This window comes from Cupriavidus sp. GA3-3 (assembly GCF_000389805.1).
Lineage (GTDB): Bacteria > Pseudomonadota > Gammaproteobacteria > Burkholderiales > Burkholderiaceae > Cupriavidus > Cupriavidus necator_D.
In genome coordinates this window covers 134,595-153,355 of record NZ_KB944478.1, presented here as the reverse complement: position 1 = coordinate 153,355, position 18,761 = coordinate 134,595, and the positions used below count along the sequence as shown (strand labels likewise).

The following is an 18,761-nucleotide window of genomic DNA, read 5'->3' as shown; positions in this document are numbered from 1 at the left end:
CGGGGCCGTCAGCCGGCGGCGCGGCGGCTGCGCCGGCCATCCTTGCCGCCCGCGCCGCGCGCGGGCTGGCTGCCCTGGCCGCCGGCCATGCCTTGCGCCAGCATTTCTTCCGCATGTTGCAGCGTGGTGGCGGTGACGGTGGCGCCGCCCAGCATGCGCGCGGTCTCGACCACGCGCCCGGCGGGGTCCAGCACCCTGATGCGCGAGCGCGTGACCGAACCGTCGCCCGCATCGGTGGTTTCCTTGCTCACCAGCAGGTGCGTGCCGGCCTGCGCCGCCACTTGCGGCAGGTGCGTCACGCACAGCACCTGGCGCGCGCGGCCCAGCTCCTGCAGGCGCCGGCCGACCACCTCGGCCACCGCGCCGCCGATGCCGGTATCGACCTCGTCGAAGATCAGCGTGGGCGTGGGCGAGGCTTCGCTGGTGATCACCGAGATCGCCAGGCTGATGCGCGCCAGCTCGCCGCCGGAGGCCACCCGGGCCAGCGGCCGCGGGCTCACGCCGGCATGGCCGGCGACCAGGAATTCGACCTGCTCGAGCCCGTGGCTCTGGCCTTCGTCGAGCGCATTGAGCGCGGCGACAAAGCTGCCGCCGGCCATCGACAGGCCCTGCATGGCGTCGGTGACCGCGGCGGACAGCGCCTGCGCGGCCTGCTTGCGGGCGTGGCTGAGATGCTGCGCCAGGGTCAGGTAGGCGGCCTTGGCCGCGGCCTCGCGCGCCATCACCTTGTTCAGGTCCTGCGCGGCCTGCAGGTCGTCCAGCTGCTGGCGGCGGGCCACCAGCTCGTCGGGCAGCTGCTCGGGCGGCAGGCGGTACTTGCGCGCGGTGGCGTGCAGCGCCTGCATGCGTTCGTCGACCGCCTGCAGCCGCTCGGGATCGAGTTCGAGCCGGTCGACATAGCGCGTGAGCGAGTGCGCGGCTTCCTCGGCCTGCATCTGCGCGGGCTCGAGCGCGGCCAGCACGTCGCGCAGCGCGCCGTCGACATCGGCCAGCTGCTGCAGCTTGTGCACGATGGTATTCAGCGCCGACAGCACCGAGCCGTCGGCCTCGGACAGTGCGTCCAGCGCGGCGCGGCTGCCGTCGATCAGGCCGGCGGCATGCGACAGCCGGTTGTACTCGGACTGGATCTCTTCCCATTCGCCCGGCTGCGGGTTGAGCTTGTCCAGTTCGCCGACCTGCCATTCCAGCCGCTCGCGTTCGAGCTGCATCTCGCGCGACTGGTGTTCCACCGCCTCGCGCTGGCGCACGCAGGCACGCCAGGCGCGCCAGGCCTCGGCCACCGCGCCGGCCTGCTGGGTGAGGCCGGCGTGGGCGTCGAACAGCAGCCGCTGCGCATCGGGGCGCAGCAGCAGCTGGTGCGCGTGCTGGCCGTGGATGTCGACCAGCTGGTCGCCGACTTCGCGCAGCTGCGCCAGGGTGGCGGCGGTGCCGTTGATAAAGGCCTTGCTGCGGCCCCCGGCATCGACCGTGCGGCGCAGCAGCACGGTATGCACGCCGTCCTCCGCTTCGCTGTTGAGCTCGCGCTCGGCCAGCCAGGCATCCAGTGCCGGGTGGGTCGAGAAGGTGGCGCTGACGCTGGCGCGCGGGGCGCCTTCGCGCACCACGCCGGCATCGGCGCGTTCGCCCAGCACCAGCGCCAGGGCATCGATCAGGATGGATTTGCCGGCGCCGGTCTCGCCGGTGAAGACGGTGAAGCCAGTGGTGAAGTCCAGGTCGAGCGTATCGACGATGACGAAATCGCGGATGGACAGGCTGCGCAGCATCGTGGCGTGGAAGGTAGTCGGTCCGATGGGTTCGGGCTCAGGCTTGGAGGGCGGCTTGATACTGGCTCAGAGGCGGTTGTCCTCGGACGGGTATTCGTGCCAGTGCAGCTTCTTGCGCAGCGTGGCGTAGTAGTTGTAGCCGACCGGGTGCAGCAGGTTGATGGTCTTTTCGGAGCGCCGCACCACGATGCGGTCGCCCGGCAGCAGCGAGGTCAGCGACTGCATGTCGAAGTTGACGCTGGCGTCGCGCGCGCTGGCCACCTCGATGGTGACCTCGGCGTCGTGCGGCAGCACGATCGGGCGGTTGGACAGCGCGTGCGGGGCAATCGGCACCAGCACCACGCCCGACAGCGTCGGATGCAGGATCGGGCCGCCGGCGGACAGCGCGTAGGCGGTGGACCCGGTGGTGGTCGACACGATCAGGCCGTCCGAGCGCTGGTTGTACATGAAGTGGCCGTCCACCGACACCGCCAGCTCGACCATGCCGGAGATGCCCGAGCGGTTCACCACCACGTCGTTCAGGGCCAGCGCGGAGAAGATGTTCATGTCGTCGCGCACCACGCGCGATTCCAGCAGCAGGCGGGTCTCGGCCTCATAGCGGCCGTCGAGCATGTCGGGCAGCACGGTGTGCGCGTCTTCCAGCGCGATGTCGGTCATGAAGCCCAGCCGCCCGTGGTTGACGCCGATCAATGGCACGTCATAGCCGGCGAGCTGGCGGGCGATGCCCAGCAGCGTGCCGTCGCCGCCCAGCACCACGGCCACGTCGGCCTGCCGGCCGATCTCCTCGGCGGACAGGGCAGGGTAGGCGGTCAGCCCGGTGGCGAGCGAGGTTTCGCGCTCGAACACCACGTCCTGCCCGTTGCGCAGGATATAAGAGGCGATCTCCTCCAGCGGCCCTTCGATGCCGGCAGTGGAGTACCGGCCCACCAGGGCGACGGTCTTGAACGAAGTGCGCACGGCGCTGGCTTTCGGGGGGGCGGACATGCGTGGATTAGACCATACCGCCATGACGCTTGTCAGCAGGCGCCAGCGAGCGGGCCAGGCCGGCCGCCAGAAGGTCCAAAACTTGCGTAAAATCGGGGCATCATGGATGAACGCTCCAAAACGCTGCTCAAGACCCTGATCGAGCGCTATATTGCCGAAGGGCAGCCGGTCGGTTCCCGCACCTTGTCGAAATACTCGGGGCTGGACCTGTCGCCTGCGACGATTCGCAATGTGATGTCCGATCTGGAGGAAATGGGCTTTATTGCCAGTCCGCACACCTCGGCCGGCCGTATCCCGACCCCGCGCGGCTACCGGCTGTTCGTCGATTCGATGCTGACGGCCAAGCCGCTGGAGCGCAACGCCGACCTGGCCGAGCTGACCGGCCAGATCCAGGACCAGCTCGGCGGCCAGCAGCTGGGGCCGCAGCGCATGATCACGGCGGCGGCGCGCACGCTGTCCAACCTGTCGCACTTTGCCGGCGTGGTGATGACGCCGCGCCGCGCGCAGGCGTTCCGGCAGATCGAATTCATGCGGCTGTCGGACAAGCGCATCCTGCTGATCATCGTCAGCCCCGAGGGCGACGTGCAGAACCGCATCATCCAGACCGAGCTGTCGTACACGCCGGCCCAGCTGATCGAGGCGGCCAACTTCTTCAACTCGCACTATGCCGGCATGAGCTTCGACGCGGTGCGCGGCCACCTGCGGGTGGAACTGCAGGACCTGCGCCGCGACATGTCGCAGCTGATGCAGGCCGCGGTCGAGGCCGGCAGCGTCGCCGAGGACGAGGACGACGACCACGTCTTCATCAGTGGCGAGCGCAAGCTGCTGGAAGTGGAAGACCTGGCCTCCAGCATGGACAAGCTGCGGCGCCTGTTCGACGTGTTCGAGCACAAGACCAGCCTGCTGCAGCTGCTGGATGTGTCCAGCCATGCGCAGGGCGTGCAGATCTTTATCGGCGGCGAAAGCCGGCTGGTGCCGATCGAAGACATGGCGGTCATCACCGCCCCGTACGAGGTCGACGGCCAGATCGTCGGCACGCTCGGCGTGATCGGCCCCACGCGCATGGCGTATGAGCGCGTGATCCCCATCGTCGACATCACCGCGCGCCTGCTGTCCAGCGCCCTGAGCCAGAACTAGTGCAAAGACTGGCTGGTCTGACAAGCGGCCCCATTCCTGCCGAGCGCGGCAATCGCCGGTGCGCCGCACCGGCGCCATCCCGGCACCGTGTCAACCCGGAAGCGACATGACGTTTTCTCCCGAACCGGCCTACCAGCACGGCCACGCGCCGCGCACGGCGATCCTGCTGGTCAACCTGGGCACCCCGGACGCTCCCACGCCCAAGGCGGTGGGGCGCTACCTGAAGGAGTTCCTGTCCGACCCGCGCGTGGTCGAGATCCCGCGCGCGGCCTGGCTGCCGCTGCTGCATGGGGTGATCCTGCCGCTGCGTTCGCGCGCCTCGGCGCTGAAATACGAATCGATCTGGCTGCGCGAGGCCCATATGACGGGCTCGCCGCTGCTGGTCTACAGCGAGCGCCAGGCCCATGCGCTGCAGCGGCTGATGAACCAGCACGGCCATGAAGTGACGGTCGCGTGCGCAATGCGCTACGGCAACCCGTCGATCGCCTCGGTGCTGGAGGCGCTGCGCCGGCAGGGCTGCGAGCAGGTGCTGGTGCTGCCGATGTATCCGCAATACTCCGGCACCACCACGGCCACGGCCTTCGACGAGGTGTTCCGGGTGCTGGGCCAGTGGCGCAACCAGCCCGAGCTGCGGCTGGTCAAGCATTTCCATGACCATCCGGCCTATATCTCGGCGCTGCACCAGCAGGTCGGCGCCTACTGGGCGCGCCACGGCATGCCGGACTTTGCCCGCGGCGACAAGCTGATCCTGTCGTTCCACGGTGTGCCGCGGCGCACGCTGGAGCTGGGCGACCCCTATCACTGCGAATGCCTGAAGACCGGCCGGCTGCTGGGCGAGGCGCTGGGCCTGCAGCCGGGCCAGTACCAGGTGACGTTCCAGTCTCGTTTCGGCAAGGCGGAATGGCTGCAGCCGTACACCGCGCCGACGCTGGCCGAGCTGGGCAAGGTCGGCGCGGGCCGGGTCGATGTCTTCTGTCCCGGCTTTCCGGCCGACTGCATCGAGACCCTGGAGGAAATCGCCATGGAAGGGCAGACCGAGTTCAAGGTCGCGGGCGGGAAGGATTTCCACTTCATCCCGTGCCTGAATGACGCCGATCCGTGGGTCGCGGCCATGGCCGAGATCGCGCTGCAGCACCTGCAGGGCTGGCCGCTGGCCACGCCGCATCCGCATGAACTGGAAGCACGGCGCACGCGCGCCCAGACCCGGGGAGCGGCGGCATGAATGTCGACTTTGAGCCGGATGCGCGCCAGCGCATCGACAAATGGCTGTGGTGCGCGCGCTTCTTCAAGACGCGCTCGCTCGCGGCCGAAGCGGTGGAGCGCAGCAAGGTGACCGTCAACGGCCAGCCATGCAAGAACTCGCGCGAGGTGAAGCCCGGCGACATGGTGGTGCTGGAAGCGCACCAGCAGCGCTGGGAACTGGTGGTGAAAGGCATTGCCCCGGCGCGCGGGCCGGCGCCGGTGGCGCAGACGCTGTACGAGGAAAGTGCCGAAAGCCAGTCGCGCCGGCTGGCCGACGCCGAGCGCCGGCGCCTGCAGCCGGAGCCGTCCGCGCAGATCCAGGGGCGCCCGACCAAGCGGGACCGGCGCCGCATCGACCACCTGAAGAGCTGAAATGACAACGCGGCGGCACCGGGAAGCCCCCGCTGCCGCCGCGCGCTTGGACCAGGGTCAGGTGGCGCTTATTCCTGCGTGACTTCCTGGCTGACGATAGGGACGATGTAGTGCTTGAACACCGCCTTGCCGCTGCCATACTCCGTATCGCGCGGGGTGAATGCGCCGGAAAGGCAGATAAAGACGGTCATGACCGCCAATGCGGCCACAAGGCAGAGTGTCACGACTGGCAGCTTATGCATGGCCAACCTTCCGGAAGAGGCACAAAGATGAACCATCTCCACAACCCCCGGCATTTTTGTCATTTTTATTACTGAGAATCTTAGTGATTGCGATGCAGCAAAGCAATAAGGCGTCGATTGCATATGCCTGGCCTTTGTAACCGTGTGTTTCCGCGTCACGCCAGCGCCACTCTTGAAAACCTGCGCCTTGCCACCACCTGCACGGAACACGCGCCGATTTACCACCCGCGGCCAGGCCCACGGCGGGCCGCGACAATGCATTGATACGGATCGACATGGAAGAACAGAAGCAGACGCCAACCACCCAGACGCCTACGCCCGCTGGCGATGAGGCGGCCAACGCCAGCCAGGAGGCCGGCGCGCCGGAAACCGCTGCCGTGGACGACGTGGCGGCCCAGCTGGCCGCCCTGGAAGCCAAGGCGCGCGAGCATTACGACCTGTATATGCGCGCCGTTGCCGAGGGCGAGAACATCCGCCGCCGGGCGCAGGAAGATGTCGCCAAGGCGCACAAGTTCGCCATCGAGAACTTCGCCGACAACCTGCTGCCGGTGATGGACAGCCTGCAGGCCGCGCTGGCCGACGGCTCGGGCGATATCGCCAAGCTGCGCGAAGGCGTCGAGCTGACCGCGCGCCAGCTGGCCGCCGCCTTTGAGCGCGGCAAGATCGTTGAACTCAACCCGGTGGGCGAAAAATTCGACCCGCACCGCCACCAGGCCATCTCGATGGTGCCGGCGGACCAGGAACCCAATACCGTGGTGACCGTGCTCCAGCGCGGCTACACCATTGCCGAGCGCGTGCTGCGGCCGGCTCTGGTGACGGTGGCGGCACCGAAATAAGGCCGCCTGGGGCGGCGGCGTGCCGTCCTGGATCGCGACCTGACGCCCGGTGCCGGCTGGCCCGGGCGTTTGTCATTCTGGAGCGAGCATGACCACTGAACCAGGCGCCGGCCCGGCGACATTCCCGGCCCCCCACCTCGACCACCGCGGCTTCGAGGCATTCGGCATGCGCGAGGTCGATGACGGCAGCATCGACGCCGCCATCGCCGCTGCGGGTGATGCGCTGGTGTGCGTGTTCTTCTGGGGGGAGGACTGCTTCAACTGCGAGATGGCCAAGAAGGCCATGCTGGCCAACCCCGAACCGATCCGCGCGCTGGAACTGCGCTGGCTGCATGCCAACGTCTACGCGCATCCCGGGCTGGGCCGGCGCTTTGGCCTGCATGGCATCCCGGTGTTCATGTTCTTCCGGAACGGCAAGAAGCTGGGCCGCGCCACCGGCTGGCATGGCCACGGCCAGTTTGCCGCCGCGGTGGCCAATGCGCGGCTCAAGGCCAGCGGCAAGCCGCTGGCCGGCTGAGTGGGTTCAGCGGGACAGCGCGTAGCCGATGCGGAACTGCCACGGCAGCTTGTGGTTGTAGTCCAGCAGGCTCTCGCCATAGCCGACGAAGTAGCCCGCCATCAGGTAGCCCGCGGTGCCGGGGATCAGCCGCGCCATCGGGTAGGTCAGCTGCGCGTCGACGCTGCCGTACCACTTGCGCGTGCCCTTGCGCAGCGTGGCGGAGAGCTCCCATGAGTCCGGGCGCCCGTAGGCAATGCCCAGGTCCATGAAACCGCGGTAGTGGGCGATGTCGGGGTTGTCGCCCTTTTCCACGTAGGCGTAGAGCTTGGGCGCGACGCGCCAGTGCCAGTCGTTCTGGTCGCCAAAGTAGAAGGTCGGCTTGACGAAGACCGTATTGATGCTGCGCGAGTCGTCGCCGTTGCGGCCATTGGATTCATGCTCCAGGCCGGCCGCCAGCGACAGCCGGCTGATGGCGTTGTTGCGCACGCCGGTATCCGACAGGTAATAGAACAGGCTGGGCCGGTAGTTGGTGTCGCGGAACGGCTTGGACTGCTCGGACAGGTCCCATAGCGAGAACTGGGTGTAGGCCACGTAGAGGTTGTCGAACAGACGCTTCGACGCCGGATCTTCGCCCTGGAAGAGGCGGTACTTGAAGCTCAGCTGGAACTTGGCGTTGGCCCCGTCATGCGCGCCGACCATGAAATACATCGGGTCATGGAACGATAGCCGGGCGCTGTCGCGCAGGTCGGCCGGAGCGGGTGCGGCAGCGTCGGCGGTGGTGACCGGGGTCACCGGTACGGCGGCTTCGGTGGCCGGCTCCAAGCCGTTCGCTGCCAGCGCCTTGCCGGCAACCGGCGGCTCAGCGGTGGCGGATTCACCGGGCCGCGGCAGGCGGTTCAGCGTCAACAGCACCGGCGCGGCGTCGATGCCGGTGGCATCCAGCCGCACCTGGCCGCGCAGGGCCGGCGGCAGCGCCACCGTGTAGCGGATCGCGCGGTGCTCGCCGCGGCGCAGGTTGACCACGGCCGGGCCCGAGACTTCGCGCCACAGCACCAGCCGCACCGGCGCCTGCAGGTCGCCCGAGGCGGTCACTTCGAGCGTGTCGGGAATACGGTAGCGGCGCGTGGCGTCGTCGGCGCTGACCACCAGCGTCAGTGTGAGCGGCTGGTTGCCGTCGATCACGCGCGGCGGCTGCAACAGCGCCACGCCGGCGTGGCCGGCGAGGGGCCAGGCCAGCATCAGCGACAGGCAGAGCGGGGCAACGGCGCGGCCGGCGGGCGCGAGCCGGCGCCGGCGGGGGAGGGCAATACGGGACATGGCTTGCGGGCACCGCGCCGCTATGTGACGGCAACGCGGCTAGGGAAAATGCGGACCCGCAAAGACTACCACGCACCCATCGGAGGGTTGTGACGAATTGTACGCTGCACTTGATGCGTGACGCGTACCGGACTTAGCGGTTGGCGCGGCGCTTGACGCAATCGACATAGTGGTCGCCGTCGGGCGGCTGGCCGGTGCGCTGTGCCTGCCACAGCATTTCGCCCAGGCATTCCATCACCTGGTGCTGCGCTTCGTGCGGGGAATCCAGGCGGCGTGCCAGCGCCTCATAGGCCTGGCGGATGCCGCGCGGCTGGTCGACCGAGACCTGCTCGGAGATCGACAGGTGCATCGACAGGTGCAGGAAGGGGTTGGTCTGGCCTTGCTCGGGTGTGTAGTCCTGCGACAGCGCACCTTCGGTGTCGCGCAGCAGGCCGTGGTACTCGGGGTGCTCGCCGATCCAGTCTACAGCGATGGCTTCCAGCGGGGTCAGCACGCCGCCTGTGAGCTGCTTCTGCCAGGCATCGCAGAAGAACCGGCGGACTTCTTCTCGTGAGGGATTAAACATGGTGGCGACATTGTAAACGAGGGCCGCGGCCCGCGCTGGCGGCCCGGTTGCTGCAGACGGCGCCAAGTAGAATGCGGGATCGCCGACTTCCCGCCCGCCCGATGACCGCTTCCGCCCAAACCGCCCCGGACCATGCCCGCGACAAGCTGGCCGGCGTGCTGCTGATCGCGTTGTCGGCCAGCGCCTTTGGCGCCATGGCGATCTTCGCGCGCTTTGCCTACGCGGCCGGCGCGAATGTCTACGGGCTGCTGCTGGTGCGCTTCGTGCTGGCCGCCGCGGCACTGGCCTGGGTGATGCGCACGCGCGGCATCGGCCTGCCGCCGTGGCGCCGCGTGCTGGCGCTGGCGGCGATGGGCGGCATCGGCTATGTCGGCCAGTCGTTCTGCTTCTTCAGCGCACTCAACCATGCGCAGGCCAGCCTGGTGGCGCTGTTGCTATACCTGTACCCGCTGTTCGTGACGATCCTGGCGGCCATCTTCCTGAAGGAGCGGCTGACCACCGCCGCGGTGATCGCGCTGGTGCTGTGCTCGGTCGGCGCCGGCCTGACCGTCGGCGGCGGCGAGGGCTCGCCGCTGGGGATCGCGCTGGGGCTGGCGGCGGCGGTGATCTACTCGGTCTATATCATCGTCGGCGCGCGCGTGACCGCTGGCGTCAACCCGATTGCCACCACCACGGTGATCTGCACCGCGGCGGCGCTGGTCTACGGCGCCGTCGGCCTGCTGCGGATGGGGGCGGGCGCGCCGCCGCAGTTCCCGGCCACTGCCGGCGGCTGGCTGGCGCTGGCGGGCATCGCGCTGCTGTCGACGGTGCTGGCGATCCTGACCTTCTTCGCCGGCCTGCAGCGACTGGGCGCGGCGCAGGCGTCGATGCTGTCGACGCTGGAGCCGGTGGTCACCGTGTTGCTGGCGGCGCTGCTGCTGGGCGAGCATATCGGCACGGCGCAGGCCGTGGGCGGCGGGCTGATCCTGGCCGGCGTGCTGTGGCTGACCCGCAGGGGCAGTGCGCCGGTGCCGGCCCGCGCCGATATGCAAGGGAATTGAACGGGTTGCTCAAAGGCGCTGTCGTGGCGCGCACAAAGCGTTGGGTACAATCGCCCCTTCCCTCAAATCCCGTACAGGAAAGAAGCGCATGTCCCAGATCGACAACGCCGCGCTGGCGCAGCTGTTCACCGAAGCCCGCACGCACAACGTGTGGCAGGACCGCCACGTGGACGACGCCGTGCTGCACCAGATCTATGAAGCGATGAAGTTCGGCCCGACCGCTGCCAACAGCAGCCCGGCGCGCATCGTGTTCGTCAAGAGCGCTGCCGAGAAGGCGCGCCTGGTGGACTGCGTGTCGGCCGGCAACGTCGACAAGACCCGTTCGGCGCCGGTGACGGCCATCATCGCCTTCGACACCGCCTTCCACGACCAGCTGCCCAAGCTGTTCCCGCATGCCGACGCCCGTTCCTGGTACGCCGGCAACGACGAGAAGATCGCCCGCGACGCGCTGATGAACAGCTCGCTGCAAGGCGGCTACTTCATCCTGGCGGCGCGCGCGCTGGGCCTGGACTGCGGCCCGATGGGCGGCTTCGATGCCGACAAGGTCAACGCAGCCTTCTTCCCCGATGGCAAGTGGCAGGTCAACTTCCTGTGCAACCTGGGCTACGGCGAGGCCGACAAGCTGTTCCCGCGCGGCCCGCGCCTGTCGTTCGACGAAGCCTGCCGCATCGTCTGATCGCGCTGCGCACCATCAAAAAAGCGACCCGGCCGTGGTCGCTTTTTTTTGGGGCACGCAGCAGCGCTTCAGGCCGTCCACTCCTGCAGGGGATCGGGATTGCAGGCCAGGTAGCGCTGGGGTTCGGCAATGCCAAGCCGCGCGCGGGCCGCGCCGATGGGTTCGTGCAGCAGCTTTTCATAGTCCTCGCCCAACAGCCAGCGGGCGCGCCGGCCCAGCCGGTAGCCCTCCAGCACGGCCCGCGCAAAGGCCAGCCTGCCGCTCACGCGCAGGCTTTTCAGCGACGCCGCGATGGCGATGAAGGCCCAGCCCTTGCCGCCGGTCTGCGCATAGCTGAATGCCACCAGTGCGGCTTCGCCAAGGCTTTCATCGGCCCGGTAGCCGGTGAGCACATGCCAGATGTCGTGGATGTCGCGGGTACGCCGGCCGAACCACATGTAGGCGTCCTCGATCAACGGTTCCTGGTCCAGGTTCGAGACCTTGGCCAGCCCGTCAGCGCTGTAGCCGGTCTGTTCCAGGAACGCGCGATAGGCCGCGCCCACCGTGCCCGGTGCGAACCTGGCCACGTAGGCGGGATCGGACAGGCGCTCCGCCAGCTCGATGCGCTGGTAGACCATGCGCCGCCCGTCGGGCGTGCTCAGCAGCCGCTTGAAGTTGCGGGGCATGGACGGCCCGTTGAGCGCGCGCATGATGCGGAACACCTGCTCCGTGTCGTTGCCGTTCGCCATCAGCTTGCGAACGGCCTGGAACGCGGCGAAGACATTGTGCTTGTAGGGGTTGGAAGCGGTGGTGGTGGCCATGGGCGGGGCTCCGTGGATCAGGCGACCTGCGCCTGGGCCGGCGCGGGGACTTGCAGCCGGGCGGCGGCGTCGCGGACGAAATCGACGCTGGTGTCGATGGCGGTCACCGGCAGCATATGCCCGCCGCTGACCAATGTCAGCGTGGCGCCCGGAACCTTGGCGGCGAGCGCTTCGCCATGCTCGGCAAAATCCAGGATGCGGTCTTCGCGGCCGTAGAGGACACTGACCGGCACGCGCAGCGTGCCGTAGCGGTGCAGCAGCGCCGGCAGGCTCTGCGCGGCGCCGATCAGGTCTTCGGACGCGGCCAGGAAGTGGCGGGGCCGCAGCGCCAGCAGCCCGCCTCCGCGCGTCGGGAAGTCGTCCGGCACCGGGTCCGGGCCGAACACGATGTCCATCACGGCTTCGCGGCGCCGAATCGACATCGGCACCACCAGCGTCCATGCCATCAGCCGGCGCAGCCACGTGCTGGGCACGGTCATGGCCTGGAACACCGGCGAGATCGCCTTGGGCGGGTGCGTGAGCGGCGCGATCAGTGCCAGCCCGCCCACGCGCTCGGGGTGGTGGATGGCCAGTGCCAGCGCAATCGCGCCACCGAGCGAATGGCCCACCACCAGCGGACGCTCCAGGCCAAGCTTGTCGCACAGCGCGGCGAGCGCTGCGGCCTGCGCCGGCAGGTCCGCGGCGCTGCCCGGCGTGCGTATGGAGTGGCCCGCGCCGGGGCGGTCGACGGCGATCACGCGGAAATGCTCGGCAAGCGGCCCGATCATGCCGTAGCCAAAATTCTCAAGCTGGCCGGACAGGCCATGCACCAGCAGCACCGCCGGGCCCTGGCCGCGCTCCACCACGTGCAGCCGCGCGCCGGGCACGTCGACAAAGCGGCCGTGCGGCGGCATGGCGGCTTCGATGCGCCGCGCGGTGCGCCACGTGTACAGATACAGCGACGCGCCCAGCGCCAGGATCAGCCCGATCAGCACCGCGAAAACGGTCAGGACGATGGTCATGATTGCACCTCGCTGGCGGCAACGGCCGGCACCGTGTTGTTGTCGGTGGTGTCCTGGCCGTCCCGGTGCGCCCGGTGTGCCAGGGGAGAGGGAGGCGGGACATCGAACTGCAACACGCCGTCTGCGATGCGCCCGTGCCGGATCGTCAGCAGGTCTTTCAGGTAGTTCTGGTGCACGCGCCATGGCTTGCGATGCCCTTGCCGGGGCAGCACGGTGGCGGCACGCTGCACGTAGCCGGAGGTGAAATCCAGGAACGGGGTCGGCTCAACGTCAGCCGGGGCGCGCGGCACGGCAATGCGGTGGGCGTGGCGATCCATATGACGCAGCAGGCGGCAGACGTACTCGGCCGTGAGGTCGGCCTTGAGCGTCCACGAGGCATTGGTGTACCCGAAGGCCAGCACGAGGTTGGGCACATCGCTCAGCATCATCCCCTTGTAGGCCAGGCATTCGGCGGGGCGGCGCGGCTGGCCGTCCACGGTGAGCGCAATGTCGCCCAGCATGTTCAGCTTGAGGCCGGTGGCCACCACCACGACATCCGCGGCCAGCGTCTTGCCGCTGGCCAGCACGATGCCGTTCTCGGTGAACCGGTCGATGGTGTCGGTCACCACCGATGCGCGCCCGTCGCGGATCGCTCGGAACAGGTCGCCGTCGGGCACCAGGCACAGGCGCTGGTCCCAGGGCCGGTAGCGGGGCGTGAAGTGGGTGCCGACGTCATAGCCCGGCGCCAGTTGCGCTGCCGCCATGGCGATCAGGCGCTGCCTGACGCGGTCCGGCCGGCGCCGCGCCAGCTGGAAGAACATCATGCCCAGCAGCACGTTCTTCCAGCGCGTGGCGGCGTAGGCCAGCCGCTCCGGCAGCACGCGGCGCAGCTTGTGGGCGATGGCGTCCTCGCCGGGGCGCGTCACGATATAGGTGGGAGAGCGCTGCAGCATCGTCACGTGCGCGGCGCTTTTCGCCATGGCCGGCACCAGCGTGACCGCCGTGGCGCCGCTGCCGATCACCACCACGCGCTTGCCGGAATAGTCGAGCGATTCGTCCCAGAACTGCGGATGCACCATGCTGCCGCGGAATTGCGCTTCGCCTGCAAATTCGGGCCGGTGGCCCTCGGCATAGCTGTAATAGCCTGCGCACACATAGAGAAAGCGTGTGCGCAGGCGCAGCCGGCTGTGGTCCGCGGTGCGTTCGGCTTCGACCGTCCAGCAGGCTGCGGCGCTGTCCCATGCCGCGCTGATGACCCGATGGCCGAAGCGGATATGTGACGTGATGCCGGCCTCTTCGGCGGTTTCGCGGATGTAGGCGCGAATCGACGGCCCGTCGGCGATGGCCTTGGCGCCGCGCCAGGGCTTGAAGCGGTAGCCCAGCGTGTACATGTCCGAATCCGAGCGGATGCCCGGGTAGCGGAACAGGTCCCAGGTGCCACCCATGGCCTCACGCGCCTCCAGGATGGCGTAGCGCTTGCCGGGGCAGCGCATTTGCAGCTGGCGCGCGGCGCCGATGCCGGACAGGCCGGCGCCTACGATCAGGACATCAAGGACTGCGTCATCGGGACTTGAGGCGGTCATGGGGGGGTCCGGGCGAGTGGCGCTTCTGACAACATAGATTGTCAGAAACGATCCGGCAAGGAATCTGACAATAGGGAATGTCATAATGGCGCGCATGACGACCGAGCTCACCCCCGCGCGTCGCTACCGCGGCGCCGAAGCCGAAGAACGACGTGCCCAACGCCGTGTGCAGCTGATTGCCGCGGCCGTGCAGGTCTACGGCGAGCGCGGCTACCAGAACGCCACCGTCAAGGCCGTGTGCGAGGCCGCGGGCCTGACCGAACGGTATTTCTATGAGTCGTTCGCCAACAGCGAGGCCTTGCTGCTGGCATCGTTTCAAACGGTGACCCACCGCTTGCTGCACACCCTCGCCCTGGCGGGCGAGGGGGCCGGAGGCGAGGGCCAGCAACGCGCGCTGGCCATGCTGCGCGCCTATTTCGGGGCGCTGCGGCGCGAGCCGCGTTCAGCGCGGGTGTTCCTGGTGGAAATCCGCGGCGTCAGCAAGCTGGTCGACGGGGCGCTGGCGGATTCGCTGGATGAATTCGGCGGGCTGCTCGCGCAAGCGCTGCTGCCGCCGGGACGCAAGCTCGATCCGTTGCTGACGGCGGGGGTGGCGGGCGGGGTGGTCCACATCGCCCTGCGCTGGATCACGCACGGCTACGCGCCCGAGGTGGAGGTGGTCGCGCGCACCGCGCTACAGCTGGCCCTGGTGCTGGCGCACGAGCCGGACTAGGACACCAGGCCCGGGTTACAGCTGCGGCGCCGGCGTCTTTTCCCTGAACTCGCATAGCGGCTCGATCACGCAGTGCCAGCACTCGGGCTTGCGCGCCTTGCACACGTAGCGGCCGTGCAGGATCAGCCAGTGGTGGGCATCGTGCAGGAACTCATGCGGCACGCACTTGAGCAGCTTCTGCTCGACGATCTGCACGGTCTTGCCCGGCGCCAGCCCGGTGCGGTTCGCTACTCGGAAGATATGCGTGTCCACCGCGATGGTGGGCTCGCCGAACGCGGTGTTGAGCACCACGTTGGCGGTCTTGCGGCCCACGCCCGGCAGCGCCTCCAGCGCTTCGCGCTCGGGCGGGACCTTGCCGCCGTGGCGCTCGACCAGGATGCGGCAGGTTTCGATCACATGCTTCGCCTTGGTCTTGTACAGCCCGATGGTCTTGATGTACTCGCTGAGGCCGGCTTCGCCCAGGTCCAGCATCTGCCGCGGGGTATGCGCCACCGGGAACAGCCTCCGCGTGGCCTTGTTGACGCCGACGTCGGTGGCCTGCGCCGACAGCAGCACGGCGATCAGCAGCTCGAACGGCGAGCTGTATTCCAGTTCGGTGGTCGGGGCAGGGTTGGTTTCGCGCAGCGTCTCAAAGATGGCACGGCACTTGGCGGCGTTCATTGTTTTTCTTCTGGGTCGGAATTGGCGTTCTGGTCGGATCCAGGCTTGGCAAGCCCCGCACGCGCGCGCCGTGCTTCGGCGGCGTCGATCTGGGCCTGCACCGCAGCCGAGACGTTCTCCGTATTGCGCGGCTGCGCGGCTTGCTGCTTCTGCCGGGCGCGTTCGATGGCGGCCTGGATGATGGCGCGCTTGCGTTCCTGCGCGGCGCGCTCGGCATCGCTTTCCGGCGCTTCGGCCTGCACCGCGGCCAGCTTGGCGGCGGCCTTGGCGGCCAGGCGCGCGTCGTTTTCCTCGCGCTCGCGCACCAGCCGCGCATTGCGTGCCAGGTAGCGCGCGTGCGCGGCATCGGCCTGCGCCTGCGACCACGCGGCCCAGCCGGTGCGCGCGCCGGTGACCGGGACCATGTCGATGCAGTCGACCGGGCAGGGCGCCACGCACAGGTCGCAGCCGGTGCACCAGTCAGGGATCACCGTATGCATCTGCTTGGCGGCGCCGGCAATCGCATCGACCGGGCAGGCCTGGATGCAAAGCGTGCAGCCGATGCAAAGGCTCTCGTCGATGCGGGCCACCGCGCGCGGCTGTTCGCTGCCGCGCTCCGGGTCCAGCGGCAGTGGTTCGGTGCCGAGCGCCGCGGCCAGGCGCACGATTCCTTCCGCGCCGCCGGGCGGGCAGCGGTTGCAGGCGGCTTCGCCGCTGGCCATGGCTTCGGCGTAGGGGCGGCAGCCGTTGAAGCCGCATTTTGTGCACTGGGTCTGTGGCAGCAGCGCTTCGATGCGGTCGGCAAGGGACTTGACGGCGGGATTCACGACTACGGGCAGGAAATCAGGGGACAAGACAGGGACCAAGGCCGGATCAGAACGGTCAAGACACGATATTTACGGGGCGCTGTGAGGGTTTGGCGACATAACAGCCGAACCCGGCGGCGGACAATAGGCCAGCGACCCTGCGGCACCGGGATCTCTGTGGACCCCTGCGAGCCATCGCGCCGCAAGGATTATCCCCGATTTCGCCGGCGGGCAGAAACGGCGATGATGCGCGCACCGCCGGATTGCCGCATTCCGGCCTATGCCATAATCCGCGCAACGATCGACCAGCCACCCCATGTCAACTGAGCCCAAGACCAAACGCGACCCGGAAGGGACGCGCCGACGCATCCTCGCTGCGGCCACCGAGGAATTCGCCAAGGGGGGTCTGGCCGGCGCCCGCGTCGACCAGATTGCCCGGCGCGCGGAAACCAACGAACGCATGCTGTACTACTACTACGGCAGCAAGGAAGGCCTGTTCCTGGCGGTGCTTGAGAAGCAATACGCTAATTTCCGCGCCGACGAGGAGCAGCTGCACCTGGTCGACGAAGACCCGGTCCAGGGCGTGCGCACGCTGGCGCGTTTCGTCTGGGACTGGTATTACGAGCACCCGGAGTTCATCCGCCTGGTCAACAGCGAGAACCTGCACGAGGCCCGGCACCTGAAGAAGTCGGCGCAGCTGCAGCAGCTGATCAACCCGGTGGTGGATGTGCTGGCCGACGTGATCCGGCGCGGGCAGGAACAAGGCGTGTTCCGCGACGATATCGACGTGCCGCAGTTCTACCTGACGATTTCCGCGCTGGGCTACTACGTGCTGTCCAACCGCTATACCATCAGTGCCGTGATCGGCCGCGACGTGGCCTCGCAGCAGGAGCATGAGCGCTTTGCCGAGCTGCACTCGGAAATGCTGCTCAGCTACCTGAAGAAGCACTGAGCATCCCGGCCCCGCAAGAAGAAACGCCCGCAATCGCGGGCGTTTTCTTACCTGGTGGCCGAGGCCTGGTGGTACTTGCGGATAAAGTCGCGCAGCTGCGGGTAGATCTCTTCGCGCCAGCGCCGGCCCGAGAAGATGCCGTAGTGGCCGCAGTGTGCCGCGTTCAGGTGCTGCTTGCGGGTTTTCGGGATGCCGGCGCACAGGTCGTGCGCCGCGGCGGTCTGGCCCGCGCCCGAGATGTCGTCCAGTTCGCCCTCGACGGTCATCAGCGCGGTGCTCTTGATGTCCTGCGGCCGCACCGGATTGCCGTCGATGGCCCAGGTGCCGTTGGCCAGGCGGAATTCCTGGAACACCTCGCGGATGGTGTCGAGGTAGTACTCGGCGGCCATGTCGAGCACCGCGTTGTATTCGTCGTAGAAGCGCACGTGGGCTTCGGCGTCATCCGCATCGCCCTCGACCAGGCTCAGGTAGAAGTCATAGTGCGAGGAAAGGTGCCGGTCCGGGTTCATCGCCACGAAACCGGCATGCTGCAAAAAGCCCGGGTAGACGCGGCGGCCGTGGCCGGGGTAGTTGGCCGGCACGGTGTAGATGACGTTGTTCTCGAACCACTCGAACGACTTGTTGGTCGCCAGCGAGTTGACCGCGGTGGGGCTCTTGCGGGCGTCGATCGGGCCGCCCATCATGGTCATGGTGCGCGGCGTCTTCTCGCCGGCCGAGGCCATCAGCGAGATCGCGGCCAGCACCGGCACGGTGGGCTGGCATACCGAGATCACATGCAGGTTCTCGGCGCCGATATGGCGGATGAATTCCTGGATGTAGTAGATGTAGTCCGACAGGTGGAACGCGCCTTCCTCGACCGGCACCATGCGTGCGTCGATCCAGTCGGTGACGTAGACCTTGTGGTCCTGCAGCAGCGTGCGCACCGTGTCGCGCAGCAGCGTGGCATGGTGGCCCGACAGCGGCGCGGCCACCAGCACCACCGGCTCATCCTTGAGCAGCTTGATGGTCTCCGGGTCGTCGGCATAGCGCTTGAAGCGCACCAGCTTGCAGAACGGCTTTTCAAGCACGGTCTGCTCGACGATGGGGATGTCGCGCCCGTTGGAGCGCACCGACTTGATGTCGAATGCCGGTTTTTCGTATTCCTTGCCGAGCCGGTACAGCAGTTCATAGCCGGCAGCCAGGCGGGGTGCGCCGGGAACCAGCGAGAGCGGGCTGAGGGGGTTGGTGAAGGTCTTGGCGGTCGCCTGGGCCCACGCGGTCAGCGGGTGCAGGATCGAGCGCTGGAACTCATGCAATTGGTAGAGCATGCCTTTTCTGCCTGGGTCTAGCTAAGAGGTACGTACTACCAAGTACTAATGTACTGACAATACACCGGGGGATCGTGGCGCCGATTATGCCTTTAACCGAACGACCGTGCTAACGATCTTGCTCTGCAGCATATACCTTAAAGTACATCCGTTGCTGCGGAAAACAATAAGGTAAAAGGCTGATTTCTTGATGACATTGGCTGATAAATCGTAAACAAATGCAAAAAGCGGCCGAAGCCGCTTTTTGTGCATTGCCTTGTGACGCTTGCGCCAGTCGCCACCTGTTGCGGGATGGCGATTGCAAAAGCC

Annotated in this window: 20 protein-coding genes; 9 read left to right on the top strand and 11 right to left on the bottom strand. The window is 67.8% G+C overall.

All coding sequences use genetic code 11. The annotated features are described in order from the left end of the window. Nucleotides 1-8 precede the first annotated feature (8 nt). Together recN and C265_RS14515 are read right to left on the bottom strand one after the other, a co-directional pair. Nucleotides 9-1,763, bottom strand: a complete 1,755-nt coding sequence (gene recN / locus C265_RS14520) for a DNA repair protein RecN (protein WP_010809053.1) — start codon at nucleotides 1,761-1,763, stop codon at nucleotides 9-11. A 66-nt stretch (nucleotides 1,764-1,829) separates the two neighbouring features. Further along, nucleotides 1,830-2,747 carry an NAD kinase gene (locus tag C265_RS14515; protein ID WP_011614898.1) on the bottom strand — a complete coding sequence of 306 codons (918 nt, stop codon included), beginning with the start codon at nucleotides 2,745-2,747 and terminating at the stop codon, nucleotides 1,830-1,832. 102 nt (nucleotides 2,748-2,849) lie between these two features. Between C265_RS14515 and hrcA the strand changes: the two genes are divergently transcribed. The 3 genes from hrcA (at nucleotide 2,850) to C265_RS14500 (ending at nucleotide 5,498) form a co-directional block, all read left to right on the top strand. Continuing rightward, nucleotides 2,850-3,884, top strand: coding sequence for a heat-inducible transcriptional repressor HrcA (gene hrcA / locus C265_RS14510; protein WP_010809051.1), 1,035 nt, complete (start codon nucleotides 2,850-2,852; stop codon nucleotides 3,882-3,884). 106 nt (nucleotides 3,885-3,990) lie between these two features. After that, nucleotides 3,991-5,106, top strand: a complete 1,116-nt coding sequence (gene hemH / locus C265_RS14505; RefSeq protein ID WP_010809050.1) for a ferrochelatase — start codon at nucleotides 3,991-3,993, stop codon at nucleotides 5,104-5,106. Beyond that, nucleotides 5,103-5,498 carry an RNA-binding S4 domain-containing protein gene (locus C265_RS14500; protein ID WP_010809049.1) on the top strand — a complete coding sequence of 132 codons (396 nt, stop codon included), beginning with the start codon at nucleotides 5,103-5,105 and terminating at the stop codon, nucleotides 5,496-5,498. Before hemH ends, C265_RS14500 begins: the two co-directional genes overlap by 4 nt. A gap of 68 nt (nucleotides 5,499-5,566) precedes the next feature. On the opposite strand, the gene C265_RS32520 is transcribed toward C265_RS14500, so the two are convergent. Then, entirely contained in the window at nucleotides 5,567-5,740 is a 174-nt protein-coding gene (locus tag C265_RS32520) for a hypothetical protein (protein ID WP_010809048.1), read from the bottom strand. A 275-nt stretch (nucleotides 5,741-6,015) separates the two neighbouring features. On the opposite strand from C265_RS32520, the gene grpE reads away from it, so the two are divergent. Together grpE and C265_RS14485 are read left to right on the top strand one after the other, a co-directional pair. Next, nucleotides 6,016-6,576, top strand: a complete 561-nt coding sequence (gene grpE, locus C265_RS14490; protein WP_010809047.1) for a nucleotide exchange factor GrpE — start codon at nucleotides 6,016-6,018, stop codon at nucleotides 6,574-6,576. Nucleotides 6,577-6,664: 88 nt separating this feature from the next. Next, a complete protein-coding gene (locus C265_RS14485) occupies nucleotides 6,665-7,093 on the top strand; it encodes a thioredoxin family protein (RefSeq protein ID WP_010809046.1) in 429 nt (142 codons plus the stop codon). Between the two features lie 6 nt (nucleotides 7,094-7,099). Here the strand turns inward: C265_RS14485 and C265_RS14480 are convergent, their stop codons facing one another. Further along, on the bottom strand, nucleotides 7,100-8,392 hold the full coding sequence (locus C265_RS14480; RefSeq protein ID WP_010809045.1) for a phospholipase A: 1,293 nt from the start codon (nucleotides 8,390-8,392) through the stop codon (nucleotides 7,100-7,102). Between the two features lie 133 nt (nucleotides 8,393-8,525). Then, nucleotides 8,526-8,957, bottom strand: coding sequence for a DUF1841 family protein (locus C265_RS14475; protein ID WP_010809044.1), 432 nt, complete (start codon nucleotides 8,955-8,957; stop codon nucleotides 8,526-8,528). A gap of 101 nt (nucleotides 8,958-9,058) precedes the next feature. Here C265_RS14475 and C265_RS14470 point away from each other — a divergent pair, with 101 nt between their 5' ends. Together C265_RS14470 and C265_RS14465 are read left to right on the top strand one after the other, a co-directional pair. Further along, nucleotides 9,059-9,997 carry a DMT family transporter gene (locus tag C265_RS14470; protein ID WP_010809043.1) on the top strand — a complete coding sequence of 313 codons (939 nt, stop codon included), beginning with the start codon at nucleotides 9,059-9,061 and terminating at the stop codon, nucleotides 9,995-9,997. A gap of 88 nt (nucleotides 9,998-10,085) precedes the next feature. After that, nucleotides 10,086-10,673, top strand: coding sequence for a malonic semialdehyde reductase (locus tag C265_RS14465; protein ID WP_010809042.1), 588 nt, complete (start codon nucleotides 10,086-10,088; stop codon nucleotides 10,671-10,673). A gap of 68 nt (nucleotides 10,674-10,741) precedes the next feature. On the opposite strand, the gene C265_RS14460 is transcribed toward C265_RS14465, so the two are convergent. The 3 genes from C265_RS14460 to C265_RS14450 are packed head-to-tail and all read right to left on the bottom strand — an operon-like array spanning nucleotide 10,742 to nucleotide 14,036. After that, nucleotides 10,742-11,473: a Coq4 family protein gene (locus C265_RS14460; protein WP_010809041.1), complete on the bottom strand. Its 732-nt coding sequence runs from the start codon at nucleotides 11,471-11,473 to the stop codon at nucleotides 10,742-10,744. 17 nt (nucleotides 11,474-11,490) lie between these two features. Next, a complete protein-coding gene (locus C265_RS14455) occupies nucleotides 11,491-12,474 on the bottom strand; it encodes an alpha/beta fold hydrolase (protein WP_010809040.1) in 984 nt (327 codons plus the stop codon). Next, a complete protein-coding gene (locus tag C265_RS14450; protein WP_010809039.1) occupies nucleotides 12,471-14,036 on the bottom strand; it encodes an NAD(P)/FAD-dependent oxidoreductase in 1,566 nt (521 codons plus the stop codon). Before C265_RS14450 ends, C265_RS14455 begins: the two co-directional genes overlap by 4 nt. An 85-nt stretch (nucleotides 14,037-14,121) precedes the next feature. Between C265_RS14450 and C265_RS14445 the strand changes: the two genes are divergently transcribed. After that, nucleotides 14,122-14,748, top strand: a complete 627-nt coding sequence (locus C265_RS14445) for a TetR/AcrR family transcriptional regulator (RefSeq protein ID WP_010809038.1) — start codon at nucleotides 14,122-14,124, stop codon at nucleotides 14,746-14,748. A gap of 15 nt (nucleotides 14,749-14,763) precedes the next feature. Here C265_RS14445 and nth read toward each other — a convergent pair whose 3' ends face one another. Next, on the bottom strand, nucleotides 14,764-15,408 hold the full coding sequence (gene nth / locus C265_RS14440; protein ID WP_010809037.1) for an endonuclease III: 645 nt from the start codon (nucleotides 15,406-15,408) through the stop codon (nucleotides 14,764-14,766). Continuing rightward, nucleotides 15,405-16,214, bottom strand: coding sequence for an electron transport complex subunit RsxB (gene rsxB / locus C265_RS14435; protein ID WP_010809036.1), 810 nt, complete (start codon nucleotides 16,212-16,214; stop codon nucleotides 15,405-15,407). Before rsxB ends, nth begins: the two co-directional genes overlap by 4 nt. 295 nt (nucleotides 16,215-16,509) lie before the next feature. On the opposite strand from rsxB, the gene C265_RS14430 reads away from it, so the two are divergent. Then, on the top strand, nucleotides 16,510-17,145 hold the full coding sequence (locus C265_RS14430) for a TetR/AcrR family transcriptional regulator (RefSeq protein ID WP_010809035.1): 636 nt from the start codon (nucleotides 16,510-16,512) through the stop codon (nucleotides 17,143-17,145). 47 nt (nucleotides 17,146-17,192) lie between these two features. Here C265_RS14430 and C265_RS14425 read toward each other — a convergent pair whose 3' ends face one another. Continuing rightward, nucleotides 17,193-18,452, bottom strand: a complete 1,260-nt coding sequence (locus tag C265_RS14425) for a polyhydroxyalkanoate depolymerase (protein ID WP_010809034.1) — start codon at nucleotides 18,450-18,452, stop codon at nucleotides 17,193-17,195. Nucleotides 18,453-18,761: the final 309 nt, after the last annotated feature.

Excerpts from the sequence above, each read along its gene's own strand:
- recN (WP_010809053.1), bottom strand. The coding sequence starts at position 1,763 with ATGCTGCGCAGCCTGTCCATCCGCGATTTCGTCATCGTCGATACGCTC.
- C265_RS14515 (WP_011614898.1), bottom strand. The coding sequence starts at position 2,747 with ATGTCCGCCCCCCCGAAAGCCAGCGCCGTGCGCACTTCGTTCAAGACC.
- hrcA (WP_010809051.1), top strand. The coding sequence starts at position 2,850 with ATGGATGAACGCTCCAAAACGCTGCTCAAGACCCTGATCGAGCGCTAT.
- hemH (WP_010809050.1), top strand. The coding sequence starts at position 3,991 with ATGACGTTTTCTCCCGAACCGGCCTACCAGCACGGCCACGCGCCGCGC.
- C265_RS14500 (WP_010809049.1), top strand. The coding sequence starts at position 5,103 with ATGAATGTCGACTTTGAGCCGGATGCGCGCCAGCGCATCGACAAATGG.
- C265_RS32520 (WP_010809048.1), bottom strand. The coding sequence starts at position 5,740 with ATGCATAAGCTGCCAGTCGTGACACTCTGCCTTGTGGCCGCATTGGCG.
- grpE (WP_010809047.1), top strand. The coding sequence starts at position 6,016 with ATGGAAGAACAGAAGCAGACGCCAACCACCCAGACGCCTACGCCCGCT.
- C265_RS14485 (WP_010809046.1), top strand. The coding sequence starts at position 6,665 with ATGACCACTGAACCAGGCGCCGGCCCGGCGACATTCCCGGCCCCCCAC.
- C265_RS14480 (WP_010809045.1), bottom strand. The coding sequence starts at position 8,392 with ATGTCCCGTATTGCCCTCCCCCGCCGGCGCCGGCTCGCGCCCGCCGGC.
- C265_RS14475 (WP_010809044.1), bottom strand. The coding sequence starts at position 8,957 with ATGTTTAATCCCTCACGAGAAGAAGTCCGCCGGTTCTTCTGCGATGCC.
- C265_RS14470 (WP_010809043.1), top strand. The coding sequence starts at position 9,059 with ATGACCGCTTCCGCCCAAACCGCCCCGGACCATGCCCGCGACAAGCTG.
- C265_RS14465 (WP_010809042.1), top strand. The coding sequence starts at position 10,086 with ATGTCCCAGATCGACAACGCCGCGCTGGCGCAGCTGTTCACCGAAGCC.
- C265_RS14460 (WP_010809041.1), bottom strand. The coding sequence starts at position 11,473 with ATGGCCACCACCACCGCTTCCAACCCCTACAAGCACAATGTCTTCGCC.
- C265_RS14455 (WP_010809040.1), bottom strand. The coding sequence starts at position 12,474 with ATGACCATCGTCCTGACCGTTTTCGCGGTGCTGATCGGGCTGATCCTG.
- C265_RS14450 (WP_010809039.1), bottom strand. The coding sequence starts at position 14,036 with ATGACCGCCTCAAGTCCCGATGACGCAGTCCTTGATGTCCTGATCGTA.
- C265_RS14445 (WP_010809038.1), top strand. The coding sequence starts at position 14,122 with ATGGCGCGCATGACGACCGAGCTCACCCCCGCGCGTCGCTACCGCGGC.
- nth (WP_010809037.1), bottom strand. The coding sequence starts at position 15,408 with ATGAACGCCGCCAAGTGCCGTGCCATCTTTGAGACGCTGCGCGAAACC.
- C265_RS14430 (WP_010809035.1), top strand. The coding sequence starts at position 16,510 with ATGTCAACTGAGCCCAAGACCAAACGCGACCCGGAAGGGACGCGCCGA.
- C265_RS14425 (WP_010809034.1), bottom strand. The coding sequence starts at position 18,452 with ATGCTCTACCAATTGCATGAGTTCCAGCGCTCGATCCTGCACCCGCTG.